Origin of the sequence: Asanoa ferruginea, from assembly GCF_003387075.1 — a bacterium.
GTDB lineage: Bacteria > Actinomycetota > Actinomycetes > Mycobacteriales > Micromonosporaceae > Asanoa > Asanoa ferruginea.
This window is the reverse complement of the sequence record NZ_QUMQ01000001.1, coordinates 1,572,671-1,585,362: the sequence shown is the minus strand read 5'-3', so window position 1 is coordinate 1,585,362 and position 12,692 is coordinate 1,572,671. Positions and strand designations below refer to the sequence as shown.

Annotated in this window: 14 protein-coding genes; 11 read left to right on the top strand and 3 right to left on the bottom strand. The window is 72.1% G+C overall.

Annotated features, from left to right (window positions below; translation table 11 throughout):
• Positions 1-2: 2 nt before the first annotated feature.
• On the top strand, positions 3-281 hold the full coding sequence (locus tag DFJ67_RS07760) for an acylphosphatase (RefSeq protein ID WP_116067256.1): 279 nt from the start codon (positions 3-5) through the stop codon (positions 279-281).
• A 13-nt stretch (positions 282-294) separates the two neighbouring features.
• Positions 295-1,056, top strand: a complete 762-nt coding sequence (locus DFJ67_RS07755) for an SDR family NAD(P)-dependent oxidoreductase (RefSeq protein ID WP_116067255.1) — start codon at positions 295-297, stop codon at positions 1,054-1,056.
• On the opposite strand, the gene cydB is transcribed toward DFJ67_RS07755, so the two are convergent.
• Positions 1,046-2,035, bottom strand: a complete 990-nt coding sequence (cydB, locus tag DFJ67_RS07750; RefSeq protein ID WP_116067254.1) for a cytochrome d ubiquinol oxidase subunit II — start codon at positions 2,033-2,035, stop codon at positions 1,046-1,048. The two genes, DFJ67_RS07755 and cydB, sit on opposite strands and share 11 nt — an antisense overlap.
• Before the next feature lie 13 nt (positions 2,036-2,048).
• Positions 2,049-3,458 carry a cytochrome ubiquinol oxidase subunit I gene (locus DFJ67_RS07745; RefSeq protein ID WP_116067253.1) on the bottom strand — a complete coding sequence of 470 codons (1,410 nt, stop codon included), beginning with the start codon at positions 3,456-3,458 and terminating at the stop codon, positions 2,049-2,051.
• 155 nt (positions 3,459-3,613) lie between these two features.
• On the opposite strand from DFJ67_RS07745, the gene DFJ67_RS07740 reads away from it, so the two are divergent.
• The 7 genes from DFJ67_RS07740 (at position 3,614) to erm (ending at position 10,105) form a co-directional block, all read left to right on the top strand.
• Positions 3,614-4,528, top strand: coding sequence for a hypothetical protein (locus tag DFJ67_RS07740; protein ID WP_116067252.1), 915 nt, complete (start codon positions 3,614-3,616; stop codon positions 4,526-4,528).
• 82 nt (positions 4,529-4,610) lie between these two features.
• Entirely contained in the window at positions 4,611-5,915 is a 1,305-nt protein-coding gene (locus tag DFJ67_RS07735) for an L-fuconate dehydratase (protein WP_116067251.1), read from the top strand.
• A complete protein-coding gene (locus DFJ67_RS07730) occupies positions 5,915-6,667 on the top strand; it encodes an SDR family NAD(P)-dependent oxidoreductase (protein WP_116067250.1) in 753 nt (250 codons plus the stop codon). Before DFJ67_RS07735 ends, DFJ67_RS07730 begins: the two co-directional genes overlap by 1 nt.
• The gene (locus DFJ67_RS07725; RefSeq protein WP_116067249.1) at positions 6,664-7,614 is read left to right on the top strand and encodes an aldo/keto reductase; all 951 of its coding nucleotides are present in this window, start codon (positions 6,664-6,666) and stop codon (positions 7,612-7,614) included. Before DFJ67_RS07730 ends, DFJ67_RS07725 begins: the two co-directional genes overlap by 4 nt.
• Entirely contained in the window at positions 7,611-8,453 is an 843-nt protein-coding gene (locus DFJ67_RS07720; protein ID WP_116067248.1) for an amidohydrolase family protein, read from the top strand. The genes DFJ67_RS07725 and DFJ67_RS07720 overlap by 4 nt, the downstream gene beginning before the upstream one ends.
• Positions 8,454-8,476: 23 nt before the next feature.
• Positions 8,477-9,148 carry a FadR/GntR family transcriptional regulator gene (locus tag DFJ67_RS07715; RefSeq protein WP_116067247.1) on the top strand — a complete coding sequence of 224 codons (672 nt, stop codon included), beginning with the start codon at positions 8,477-8,479 and terminating at the stop codon, positions 9,146-9,148.
• Between the two features lie 177 nt (positions 9,149-9,325).
• Complete coding sequence (erm, locus tag DFJ67_RS07710) at positions 9,326-10,105, top strand: 23S ribosomal RNA methyltransferase Erm (protein ID WP_116067246.1); 780 nt, start codon at positions 9,326-9,328, stop codon at positions 10,103-10,105.
• Here the strand turns inward: erm and DFJ67_RS07705 are convergent.
• Positions 10,038-10,532: a VOC family protein gene (locus DFJ67_RS07705; RefSeq protein WP_116067245.1), complete on the bottom strand. Its 495-nt coding sequence runs from the start codon at positions 10,530-10,532 to the stop codon at positions 10,038-10,040. The genes erm and DFJ67_RS07705 overlap by 68 nt on opposite strands.
• 63 nt (positions 10,533-10,595) lie before the next feature.
• Here DFJ67_RS07705 and DFJ67_RS07700 point away from each other — a divergent pair, with 63 nt between their 5' ends.
• Positions 10,596-11,546 carry a helix-turn-helix transcriptional regulator gene (locus DFJ67_RS07700; protein ID WP_116067244.1) on the top strand — a complete coding sequence of 317 codons (951 nt, stop codon included), beginning with the start codon at positions 10,596-10,598 and terminating at the stop codon, positions 11,544-11,546.
• Between the two features lie 11 nt (positions 11,547-11,557).
• Positions 11,558-12,673, top strand: coding sequence for a geranylgeranyl reductase family protein (locus DFJ67_RS07695; RefSeq protein ID WP_116067243.1), 1,116 nt, complete (start codon positions 11,558-11,560; stop codon positions 12,671-12,673).
• Positions 12,674-12,692 lie beyond the last annotated feature (19 nt).

Here is a 12,692-nt window from a genome sequence, read left to right as displayed (position 1 = left end):
AAATGATCAGACGTCGGGTGGTCGTGTCCGGTCGGGTGCAGGGCGTCTTCTTCCGCGACACCTGCCGGCGCGAGGCGCACGCGGCCGGCGTCACCGGCTGGGTCCGCAACCTCGCCGACGGCACCGTCGAGGCGGCCTTCGAGGGGTCGCCGGACGCCGTCGACCGCATGGTGAAATGGACTCGCAAAGGGCCGCCCGACGCGGTGGTCTACGACACCACGGTGACCGACGAACCGCCGGAAGGCGCCGACACCTTCACCGTGCTGCCGACGCCTCGCTGACGGAGGGAACGACATGGGTGTGCTCGACCAGTTCCGGCTCGACCGGAAGGTCGCGATCGTCACGGGCGCCTCGAGTGGCCTGGGCCTGGCCACCGCGGTCGGGCTCGCCGAGGCGGGCGCCGAGGTGGTCGTCGCCGGCCGCCGCGCCGACCGGCTCACCCAGACGGTCGCCCTGGTGGAGCAGGCCGGCGGCAAGGCACACGCGGTGCCAACCGACGTCTCCGACCCCGACGCCTGCAAGGCCCTGGCCGCCGCGGCGGTCGAGCACTTCGGCCGGCTCGACATCCTGGTCAACAACGCCGGCATCGGCACCGCCGTGCCGGCATCCCGGGAAACGCCCGACGAATACCGCCAGGTCCTCGACATCAACCTGATGGGCTCCTACTGGATGGCGCAGGCCGCCGCGAAGCACATGACCGACGGCGGCTCGATCATCAACATCTCCAGCGTGCTCGGGCTGGTCTCGGCCGGCATGCCGCAGGCCGCCTACTCCAGCGCCAAGGCCGGCCTGCTGGGCCTGACCCGCGACCTGGCCGCGCAGTGGACCGGCCGCAAGGGGATCCGGGTCAACGCGATCGCCCCGGGCTTCTTCCCGTCGGAGATGACCGACCAATACCCCGACGGCTACTACGAGCAGCGGATCGCCCAGGTGCCCGCCGGCCGCGCCGGCGACCCGATGGAGTTCGCCGCCACGGTCGTCTTCCTGGCCTCGCCGGGCGCCGGCTACATCACCGGCGCCACGATCGTCGTCGATGGCGGCGGCACTATCGTGTGACCGCCAACCGCTTGCGGAACACCCAGTAGGTCCAGCCCTGGTAGAGCAGCACCAGCGGCAGGAACACCCCGGCCACCACGGTCATGACCTTCAGGGGGTACGCGCTGGCAGCCGCGTTGGCGACCGTCAGCGTCCCGGCCGGGTCGGTGGTCGACGGCAGCACCGCGGGGTAGAGCGCGGTGAACAGCGCGACCACGGTGAGCCCGATCGCGGCCGCGGTGCCGGCGAACGCCCAGCCCTCCCGCCGCCGCCGGTTGGCGCCCAGCGCGGCCACGGCGGCGACGGCCGCGGCGATGCCGAGCCCGGCCGCGACCGGGTCGCGCCGCACGCCGATCAGCATCCAGGCCAGGAACCCCAGCAGCAGCGCGACGGCGACCGGGCCGAACCGGGACGCCAGCGTGTTGGCCCGGTCGCGCACCTCGCCGGTCGTCTTGAGCGCCACGAACACCGCCCCGTGCAACACGAACACCGCGCCGAAGGTGGCCGCGCCGAGCAGCGCGAACGGGTTGAGCAGGTCGGTCAGGCCGCCGGCGTAGTCGTGGTCGGCGGCCAGCGGCACACCGCGCACGATGTTGGCGAAGACCAGGCCCCAGAGCAGCGCCGGCAGCAATGAGCCGACCAGGATGGCCAGGTCCCAGCGGGCCCGCCAGGCGTGGTCCGGGCGCTTGCCGCGGAATTCGATGGCCACCCCGCGCACGATCAGCGCGAGCAGGATCAGCAGCATCGGCAGGTAGAAACCGGAGAACACGCTGGCGTACCAGTGCGGGAAGGCCGCGAACATGGCACCGGTCCCGGTGATCAGCCAGACCTCGTTGCCGTCCCAGACCGGGCCGATGGTGCCCAGCAGCAGGCGCCGCTCGGCGTCGTCGCGGCCCATCGTGCGCATCAGCACACCGACGCCGAAGTCGAAGCCCTCCAGCACGAAGTAGCCGACGAACAGGAAGGCGATCGCGCCGAACCAGAAGGTGGTCAGGTCCACTGTGGTCTCCCGTCTAGTAGGCGCCGGCGAGGGCGGGCACGTCTTCGTCGCCGCCGGACTCGTCGGGTTCGGGCCCGTCCGGCGGCAGGCCGGCCTTGGCATAGCGGAACAGCAGCCGGCCCTCGACCACGGCGAGCACCGCGTAGATCAGCGTGAAGGCGAGGAACGACGTGAGCACCTCGGTCAGCGACACGCTTCTGGAGACCCCGTTGCGGGTGAGCAACTCGCCGAAGACGATCCAGGGCTGCCGGCCCATCTCGGTGAAGAGCCAGCCCGCGGTGCTCGCGCCGAGCGGCAGCAGCGGCAGCACCAGGCTCGCGCGCACCAGCCAGCGGTTGTTGGGCGTACGCCCGCGTCGTTGTGACCAGAGCACCAGCAGCGCGATGGCGCCGGCCGCGATGCCCAGGCCGACCATGACCCGGAAGCTCCAGTAGGTGACCGGCACGATCGGCGCGTAGTTACCCGGGCCGTACTGGGCGGTGTATTGCGCCTGTAGGTCGTCGATGCCCTGCACCGAGGCGGTCGGGTTGCCGGTGGCCAGGAAGGAGAGCAGGTAGGGCAGCTTGATGGCGAAGACCTCGCGGCTGCCGTCGAGCGTGCCGATGGTGAAGGCGGAGAACGACGCCGGCGCCTCGGTGCGGTAGAGCGCCTCGGCCGCCGCCATCTTCATCGGCTGCACCTCGGTCATGATCTTGCCCTGGATGTCGCCGGTGAAGACGATGGCCGCGGTCGCGACCAGCGTGACCCAGGCCCCGAAGCGCAGCGCGAACCGGTGCTCGGCGGTGTCCGTCCCGGGCCGGCAGGTGACATGCCAGATCGAGACCGCGACCAGCAGCGCGCCGGCCACCATGAAGGCGGCGGCGAGCGTGTGCGGGAAGGTGATCAGCGCGACCTTGTTGGTCAGCACCGCCCAGATGTCGGTGAGCTCGGGCCGCCCGGTGTCGGGGTTCATCCGGTAGCCGACCGGGTGCTGCATCCACGAGTTGGCGGCCAGGATGAAGAACATCGACAGGACGCTGCCGAGCGCGGCGGTCCAGATCGTGGCCAGGTGGATCCGCTTCGGCAGCTTCTTCCAACCGAAGATCCAGAGGCCGAGGAACGTCGACTCGAGGAAGAACGCGAGCAGCGCCTCCATCGCCAGCGGCGCACCGAAGACGTCGCCGACGTAGCGCGAGTAGTCGCTCCAGTTCATCCCGAACTGGAACTCCTGCACGATGCCGGTGACCACGCCCATCGCGAAGTTGATCAGGAACAGCTTGCCGTAGAAGTGGGTCAACCGCAGGTAGCGCGGGTTGCCGGTGCGGTGCCACAGCGTCTGGAACGTCGCCACCAGCGGGCCGAGCCCGATGGTCAGCGGCACGAAGAGGAAGTGGTAGATGGTGGTGACACCGAACTGCCACCGGGCGACGTCGAGCGCGTCCATGCGAACCCCCCTGTTACTACGACCAGTAGTAATACTACGGGGCGTCGTAGATGGCGCAGTAGTCGGATGTATCACTCCGCGTCGGCGGATAAACCCCGCGGCCCACCCGTCGGGCGGCCGTTGACATCGGATGTATCGATAACTATGGTCGCCTCGTGCCGGATGGCGTTCCGTCGATCGATCTCGTCGCCGGCCAGTGGGACGGTCCGCGCGACCGTTGGCTGGCCGCCTTCACGCCGGGCAACACCACGTTCTCCGGGCACCTGCCGGCGCTCGTCGACGCGCCGGACGGGCTCGCCCGCAGCTACTACCTCGCGGCCTGGCAGGCGGTCCGCGGCGATGCCGGCCCGCGCGCGGCGGCCCTGCTCGACCCGACGCGCACCCGGGCCCGGCTGCTCGCCGACCTGGCCCGCGCCGCCGGATCGTTCCGTGCGATCGAGTCCTACCTGGTGGTGACCGGCGACCTCGACCTGCTGGCCGAGAAGGCCGGCGGGGCCACCGTGCTCGACCACCTCCGCGCGCTCGCCGTCATCCCGGCCGCCATCGGCCCCGTCGCGGTCGACGCCGCGCGGGTCGGCCGGGCCCGGGCCCTCGCGGCCCTGCTGCGGCGGATCGGCGAGCGCGACGGCGCGGCGGCGATCGAGTTGGCGGCGGCCGACCGGGCCAGGGAGGTGCTCGGCCGCTATGCCGGCGGTGGTCGCTGGCACGCGGTGGCCCGCCAGCCGGGCGAGACACCCGATGACTGGGCCGGCGCGTTCCTCGCGGTCGCCGGCGAGATGCCGGAGTTTCTCGACCTGCGCCAGCGCACCGAACTCGTCGCGTTCTTCGGCCGGGAGTTGGGCGATGAGTCGCCCGGCGCGGTCGCCTACCCCCTCTGTCGGTTGGGGCGCACCGATCTGGCGGCGGCTCTGCTCGCCGGCGCGGAGCGGCCCGGCGCCGCCGATCTGGAGGCGATCCTGGCCGGGTTGTTCGGGATCCGCGCCGACTTCGCCGGTTGGGAGGCCGGCACCCGCCGGGTCAACCCACGCGGGCTCGGCCGGCTGGAGAACCTTCCCGCGGCCTTGACATAGGATGAATCACAGCTCAGGACCCTCCCGCCAGCACGACATCGGTGGTTATCCTCCTCACACCTCCGATGTATGGGATGGCTCGATGCCCCACTTTGTCTCGCTGGACACCTACGACGTGCGCTTCCCGACCTCGCTCGAGCTCGACGGGTCGGACGCGATGAACCCCGACCCGGACTACTCGGCGGCCTACGTGGTGCTGCGCACCGACCAGGCGGGCGCCCCCGAAGGACACGGGTTCGCGTTCACCATCGGGCGCGGCAACGAGGTGCAGGCCGCCGGCATCGCCGCGCTGCGCCCCTACCTGGTCGGGCGCGACGTTGACGAGGTGCTGGGCGACCTCGGCGGGTTCTGGCGCGAGCTGGTGCACGACTCGCAACTGCGCTGGCTGGGCCCGGAGAAGGGCGTCATGCACATGGCCATCTCGGCCGTGGTCAACGCGCTCTGGGACCTCAAGGCCAAGCGGGCCGGGCTGCCGCTCTGGCGGTTGCTGGCCGGGCTGACCCCGGAGCAGCTCGTCGACCTGGTCGACTTCCGCTACCTGACCGACGCGCTGACCCCCGACGAGGCGCTGGAGATCCTGCGGTCGGCCGAGAAGGGTCGCGCGGAGCGGATCGACACGCTCCTCGCCGGCGGCTACCCGGCCTACACCACGACGCCGGGCTGGCTCGGCTACGACGACGCCAAGCTGCGCCGGCTCTGCCAGGAGGCGATCGACGCCGGCTTCACCCAGATCAAGCTGAAGGTCGGCGCCGACCTGGCCGACGACCAACGCCGGCTGCGGATCGCCCGCGAGGTGTGCGGTCCGGACTTCCGGATCGCGGTCGACGCCAACCAGCGCTGGGACGTCAGCGAGGCGATCGAGTGGGTGTCGGCGCTGGCGGAGTTCGACCCGTGGTGGGTCGAGGAGCCGACCAGCCCGGACGACCTCGTCGGGCACGCCGCCATCGCCAAGGGCATCGCGCCGGTGCCGGTGGCCACCGGTGAGCACGTGCAGAACCGGGTGATGTTCAAGCAGTTGCTCCAGTTGGACGCGGTGTCCTATGTGCAGCTCGACGCCACCCGGGTGGCCGGCGTCAACGAGAACATCGCGATCCTGTTGCTGGCGGCCAAGTTCGGCAAGCCGGTCTGCCCGCACGCGGGCGGGGTGGGCCTGTGCGAGCTGGTGCGGCACCTGTCGATGTTCGACTTCGTTGCCGTCTCCGGGACGATGGACAACCGGGTCATCGAGTTCGCCGACCACCTGCACGAGCACTTCGTCGACCCGGCGGTGGTCCGCGACGGGCGCTACGTGGCGCCGCTCGCACCCGGCTTCAGCGCCACCATGCGGCCGGAGACGCTCTCCGACTACGCGTACCCTGATGGCCCGATCTGGACCGGGAGGCAGTGATGGGTGAGTTCGACGGTTTGGCGGCCGTGGTCACCGGCGGCGGGTCGGGCATCGGCCTGGCGACCGCGCGGTTCCTGGCCGCCCGGGGCGCCAAGGTGGCGTGCTTCGACCTCAAGGTCGACGGCCTCGACCCCGGCCTGGTCGGCGTCGTCGGTGACGTGACCGACGACGCCGCGGTGCGCGCCGGCATCGACAGCGCGGCCGAGCAACTCGGCGGCATCGACATCGTCGTCAACAACGCGGGCATCGGCGCGGCCGGCACGGTGGCCGACAACCCCGACGCTGACTGGCACCGGGTGCTCGACGTCAACGTGGTCGGCATGGTCCGGGTCAGCCGGGCGGCGCTGCCCTACCTGCGCGCCTCGGGGCACGCCGCGATCGTCAACACCTGCTCGATCGCCGCGACCGCCGGCCTGCCCAACCGCGCGCTCTACAGCGCGAGCAAGGGGGCGGTGCTGTCGCTGACCCTGGCGATGGCCGCCGACCACCTGCACGAGGGGATCCGGGTCAACTGCGTCACGCCGGGCACGGCCGACACCCCGTGGGTGCGCCGGCTGCTCTCGGCGGCCGACGACCCCGACGCCGAACTCGCCGCGCTCAAGTCCCGACAGCCCAGCGGCCGGCTGGTCTCCGCCGACGAGGTGGCCGCCGCGATCGGCTTCCTGGCCAGCCCGCTGGCCAGCGCCACCACCGGCACGGCGCTCGACGTCGACGGTGGCATGCACGGCCTGCGGCTCCGGCCCCGCTCGTGAGCGCCACGCTCGCGCTCGGGTGTGCCTCGATCGGCAACCTCTACCACCCGATCGACGACGATCGGGCGGCGGCGACCGTCGACGCCGCCTGGGATGCCGGGATCCGCTACTTCGACACCGCGCCGCACTACGGTCTCGGGCTCTCCGAGCGCCGGCTGGGTGCCGCGCTGGCCCGGCGGCCACGGGCCGAGTTCACCGTCAGCACCAAGGTCGGTCGCCAGCTCGAGCCGGTGCCGGGCGGCGGTGACCGGCTCGACGACGGTGGCTTCGCGGTGCCCGCCACCCACAAGCGGGTCTGGGACTTCAGCCGCGACGGGGTGCGCCGCTGCCTCGACGAGAGCCTCGACCGGCTGGGCCTCGACCGGGTCGACCTGGTGCTGCTGCACGACCCCGAAGACCATGCCGACCAGGCGATCGCCGAGGCCTACCCGGCGCTGGTGCGACTCCGCGACGAGGGCGTCGTCGGCGAGATCGGCACCGGCTCCAAGGACGCCGCGTTCCTGGCCCGGCTGGTCGCCGAGTGCGGGCCGGACGCGATCATCATCGCCGGCCGCTACACGCTGCTGGAACAGCCGGCGCTCGACGCGATCCTGCCGGCCTGCGCGGCGGCGGGCACGGCCGTGCTCAACGCCGGGATCTTCAACAGCGGGCTGCTCGCCACCGAGCGACCGCACGCCGGCCTGCCCTACGAATACGGCCGGGCGCCGGCGGAGGTGCTCGCCCGGGCCGCCGCCATCGCGGACTTGTGCGAGGCCCACGGCACCACGCTGCCGGCCGCGGCCCTCGCGTTCGCGGGCGGCCACCCGCTGGTCCGCTCCGTGATCGTCGGCGCCGACTCGCCCGAGCAGATCCGGCAGAACGCCGCGCTGTTCGGCACGCCGCCGCCGGCCGGGCTGTGGCCCGCGCTGGTCGACGCCGGCCTGCTCGACCCGCGGGCCGTCGCGTGATCGTCGACGCGCACCAGCACCTGTGGGACATCGACGCCGGCTACACCTGGCTGGACGAGCCTTCGCTGGCCCCCATCCGGCGCACCTTCACGCCCGAGATGCTCACCGCCGAGTTGGCCTCCGCCGGGGTCGAGCGCTCGGTGCTGGTCGAGGGCGGCCGCTGCGACATCGCCGAGGCGGCGGTGCTGCTCGGGCATGCCGCCGCCACGCCCGCGATCGCCGGCGTGGTGGCCTGGGCCGACCCGGCCGCACCGGACCTCGCCGCGACCCTCGCCGGGTTCCGCGCACTGCCCGGCGGCGAGCGGCTGGTCGGGATCCGCGCCCAGGTCCAGGGCGAAGAGCAGAACTACCTGGACCGCGCCGACGTACGCGCCGGGCTGGCCACGATCGGCGCCGCGGGCCTGGCGTTCGACCTCGTGGGGCGGGTCGACCAGCTTCCCTCGGCCGCCCGGGCCGCCGCCGCGCTGCCCGACGTGCGGTTCGTCCTCGACCACCTGGGCAAGCCGCGGATCCGCGCTGGCGCCTTCGCGGAGTGGCGTGCGGCGATCGCCCCGCTGGCCGCCTGCGCCAACGCGACGGCAAAGGTATCCGGCCTGGTCACCGAGGCCGATTGGGCGGCGTGGACGGTCGACGACCTGCGGCCCTATGTGACCGAGGCGATCGCCCTGTTCGGCCCGCAACGGCTGATGCTCGGCTCCGACTGGCCGGTCTGCCTGCTCGCCGGCGGCTACGGCGCGGTGCGCGCGGCACTGCTCGACGCCCTCGGCGAGCTGCCCGCGACCGAACGGGCAGCCATCCTGGGCGACACGGCGACCCGCGTCTACCGCCTTTCCGCGTAGATTTCAGCGCGGAGGGTGAGCGGATGGCACTGACCGACGAGGCGATCGACAAGATCAAGGGCATGATCATGTCCGGCGAGCTGGGCCCGGGTGACCGGTTGCCCAAGGAGGCCGATCTCGCCGACCGGCTGGGCCTGTCGCGCAACTCGCTGCGCGAGGCGGTGCGGGCGCTGTCGATGATCCGGGTGCTCGACGTGCGGCAGGGCGACGGCACCTACGTGACCAGCCTCGAGCCCAACCTGTTGCTCGACGCGCTCAGCTTCGTCGTCGACTTCCACCGCGACGACACCGTGCTCCAGTTCTTCGAGGTGCGCCGCATCCTGGAGCCGGCCGCCGCCGCGCTGGCCGCCGACCGGATGCTCGACGACGACATCGACAAGCTCCAACTCGTGCTCGACGACCTGGGTGACGAGCCGACGATCGAGGCGCTGGTCGCCAACGACATCGAGTTCCACCGGCAGATCGCGATCGGCGCCGACAACGCGGTGCTCGCCTCGCTGGTCGAGGGGCTCTCCGGGCCGACCATGCGGGCCCGCATCTGGCGCGGCCTCACCCAGGAGGGTGCCGCCGCGCGCACCCGCGAGCAGCACCAGGCGATCGTCGACGCGATCTCCACCCGCCAGCCCGACCTGGCCCGCTCCTGGGCCACCGTGCACATCGCCGGCGTCGAGGAGTGGCTGCGGCGCGTGCTCTGAAATCCGGTTGCCCGCGCTGTTATGTTTTGGCGTATGGGAGCACTGAACATCCGGATCCGCATCGCCTAGCGGCGAGCTGATCCGAAACTCTCTTTCTCAGCTCCGCCGCGTCCGGTCTCCTGCCGGTGCGGCCCTTCGTGCTGCCCGGCTCCGAATCCGATCCCGCGGAGCACGCGCATGTCTCGCCAATTCGGGCGCCACGAGCTGGGCCAGAACTTTCTTGTCGACCGGTCGGTCATCGCCGACATCGAGCGGATCGTCGCCGCCACCGAGGGCCCGATCCTGGAGATCGGCCCCGGCGACGGCGCGCTGACCCGGCCGCTGAGCCGGCTCGGCCGGCCGATCACCGCCGTCGAGCTCGACCCGCGCCGGGCCAAACGCCTCGCCGAACAGACCCCGAGGCACGTCATGGTGCTCAACGAGGACGTTCTGTTCCATCGGATCAGCGGCACGCCGCGGGTGGTGGTCGGCAACGTGCCGTTCCACATCACCACCTCGACGCTGCGCTGGCTGCTCGCCGCACCCCACTGGCAGACCGCCGTGCTGCTGGTGCAGTGGGAGGTGGCCCGCCGCCGGGCCGGGATCGGTGGTGCCAGCCTGCTCACCGCGCGGGTCTGGCCGTGGTTCGCGTTCGAGGTTCACTCCCGAGTCGACAAGCGCGCCTTCCGACCCGTGCCGACCGTCGACGGCGGGCTGCTCGTCGTGCACCGCCGGCCCACGCCGCTGGTCGCCGAACGAGACCCCTACCAGCGGTTCGTGCAGACCGTGTTCACCGGTCGCGGCTATGGCCTGCGAGAGATCCTGACCCGCTCGGCCGGCGTGCCGGCCCCGGTCGCGCGCGACTGGCTGCGCACCCACCGGGTGCCGGCGAACGCCCTGCCGCGCGACCTCACCGCGGAGCAGTGGGCGGCCCTGTGGCGATCAGTTCGGCGCCCGCGACGTACGCCATCGCCTTGATGAATGTCGGGTCCTGCAAGCGTTCCGCGGCCTGTTCCGGAGTCACGTCGACGAGGCGCTGGTGGATCCACCACAGGTTGCCGAACGGGTCGCGGAAGCGGCTGACCCGGTCGCCGAAGAACAGTTCGGTCGGCTCCGTGACCACGGTGGACCCCTGCCCGACCGCGCGGCGCAGCACCTCGGCGTCGTCAGCGACGTAGAGCCGCAGGAACCCCGGCGTGGCCGGCCAGTGCGGGCGGCTGTCGAAGAGCATCACCACCGAGTCGCCGATCCGCACCTCGGCGTGGCCGATGACGCCGTCGACCTCCATCCGGCCGAGTTCGACGCCGTCGAAGACCGTCACGAGGAAATCGATGAGTTTTCCGGCCTCGCGGTTGATGAGCCATGGGGTGATTGTGTGATAACCCTCTGGTGCGACGTTGGTCATGCTTCCACGCTACGGTCAAAGTAGGTCAGCATCAGTCCTACTTGATAGGGCATGATATGTGCCGTGACCGACACGCCAGGTCGACTTTTGCGGCTGTTATCCCTGCTCCAGACCCCACGCGAGTGGCCGGGCAGCGAGCTCGCCGAGCGTCTCGGGGTCAGCCAGCGCACCGTGCGGCGCGACATCGAGCGGCTGCGCGAGTTGGGCTACCCCGTCGAGGCGACGATGGGCGCGGGCGGCGGCTACCGGCTCTCCGCCGGTGCGGCGATGCCGCCACTGCTGCTCGACGACGACGAGGCGGTGGCGATCGCGGTCGGGCTGCGCACCACCGCCCGCCAGCCGGTCGCCGGCATCGCCGACGCCTCGGTGCGCGCGCTCGCCAAGCTCCAGCAGGTGTTGCCGACCCGGTTGCGGCAACGGGTCGGCGTGCTGACCACCGCCACCGCGCCGACCGAGGCCGCGCTGGTCGACCCCGAGCAGCTCACCGCGCTGGCCGCCGCGGCCGCGAGCAACGAGCGGGTCAACTTCGACTACCGCGACCAGGACGGCATCGCCACCCAGCGGCTGGTCGAGCCGCATCGCCTGGTGGTCACCAACCGCCGGTGGTATCTGGTCGCCTACGACAACGAGCGGCACGACTGGCGCACGTTCCGCGCGGACCGGATCGACAACACCAAATCAACAGGGGTACGCGTGCCCGCGCGCGACCTGCCCAGCGCCGACGCCGCCGCGTTCGTCACCAGCCAGTTGCACGACCTGGCGCCGGTGTATGCCGCGATCGCGACGTTGCAGCTCCCGGCCGCCGCGGCGGCCACCCGGCTCGGCGACCACGCCGGCCTCCTGGAGCCGCTCGCCGACGGCGCCTGCCGCTGGACCAGCCCGGCCGACACCGTCGACTGGCTGGCGTTCCGGCTGACCGGGCTGGGCTGCGACTTCACCGTGCACGAGCCGGCCGAACTGGTCGACCACCTGCGCCGGGTCGGTGCCCGGATCGCCCGCGCGACGGCCGGCTAGAATTTTCGATCATGACGGCGTGGGACGTGGCGATCGTGGGCGGGGGCCCGGCCGGGCTGTCCGCCGCCTATGAGGCGGCCCGGGCGGGCGCGCGCACGCTGGTCGTGGAGAAGGCGGTGCATCCGCGCTACAAGACCTGCGGCGGCGGCCTGATCGGCACCAGCATCGGCCAGGTCGACAGCCGCATCGACATCCCCGCCGCCGACCACACCGCCACGATGGTGGTCACCCTCGACGGGCGGCGCGAGTTCGTCCGCACCACGCACGACGGGCCGGTGCTCGCGATGGTGCGGCGCAGCGAGTTCGACGACCGGCTGCGAGCCGCGGCGGCCGACGCCGGCGCCGAGGTGCGCCAAGGCGTCGGGGTGCGGGGCATCGACCAGGATTCCGACGGCGTACGCCTGCGCCTCGCCGACGGCTCCGAGGTGCGCGCGGCGACCGTGGTCGGCGCCGACGGCTCGTCTGGCGTCACCGCGCGGCACGTCGGCGTCGAATACAGCCAGGTCGACCTCGGCCTCGAAGTCGAGCTGCCGGCCTCCGCCGCGCTCCGTCCACAGTGGCGGGGCAAGGTGCTGCTCGACTGGGGCCCGATCCCCGGCTCCTACGGCTGGGTCTTCCCGAAAGGCGACACGCTGACCGTCGGCGTCATCGCGGCCCGCGGCAGCGGCGACCAGACCCGCGGCTATCTGCGCTCGTTCGTCAGCCGGCTCGGGCTCGACGGCATCGAACCGGTTGAGGACTCCGGCCACCTGACCCGGGTGCGGGCGCCGGAATCGCCGCTGCGCCGCGGCCGGGTGATCGTCGCCGGCGACGCTGCCGGACTGCTCGAACCGTGGACCCGCGAGGGGATCAGCTACGCCACCCGGTCCGGCGCGATCGCCGGGCGGCACGCCGGCACCGGCGATCTCGACGGCTATCCGGCCGCGATCGAGGCGGCGCTTGGTGCCGAAATGCGGGCCGGGCGGCGGTTGATGGCGACTTTTACCAAGCGCCCCTGGGCGTTCCATGCGGTCTTGGCGAGCCCGCCCGGTTGGCGTATGTTCCGGCGGTGGTGCCGTGGCGAGACCACCTTCGATGCTCTCATCGAGAAGCTACCGGTGAAGGTCGCGCTGGCCCTGCTCAGTTGATGTGCCGCCGCATCCGGAG

Excerpts from the sequence above, each read along its gene's own strand:
- DFJ67_RS07760 (WP_116067256.1), top strand. The coding sequence starts at position 3 with ATGATCAGACGTCGGGTGGTCGTGTCCGGTCGGGTGCAGGGCGTCTTC.
- DFJ67_RS07755 (WP_116067255.1), top strand. The coding sequence starts at position 295 with ATGGGTGTGCTCGACCAGTTCCGGCTCGACCGGAAGGTCGCGATCGTC.
- DFJ67_RS07745 (WP_116067253.1), bottom strand. The coding sequence starts at position 3,458 with ATGGACGCGCTCGACGTCGCCCGGTGGCAGTTCGGTGTCACCACCATC.
- DFJ67_RS07735 (WP_116067251.1), top strand. The coding sequence starts at position 4,611 with ATGCCCCACTTTGTCTCGCTGGACACCTACGACGTGCGCTTCCCGACC.
- DFJ67_RS07730 (WP_116067250.1), top strand. The coding sequence starts at position 5,915 with ATGGGTGAGTTCGACGGTTTGGCGGCCGTGGTCACCGGCGGCGGGTCG.
- DFJ67_RS07715 (WP_116067247.1), top strand. The coding sequence starts at position 8,477 with ATGGCACTGACCGACGAGGCGATCGACAAGATCAAGGGCATGATCATG.
- erm (WP_116067246.1), top strand. The coding sequence starts at position 9,326 with ATGTCTCGCCAATTCGGGCGCCACGAGCTGGGCCAGAACTTTCTTGTC.
- DFJ67_RS07705 (WP_116067245.1), bottom strand. The coding sequence starts at position 10,532 with ATGACCAACGTCGCACCAGAGGGTTATCACACAATCACCCCATGGCTC.
- DFJ67_RS07695 (WP_116067243.1), top strand. The coding sequence starts at position 11,558 with ATGACGGCGTGGGACGTGGCGATCGTGGGCGGGGGCCCGGCCGGGCTG.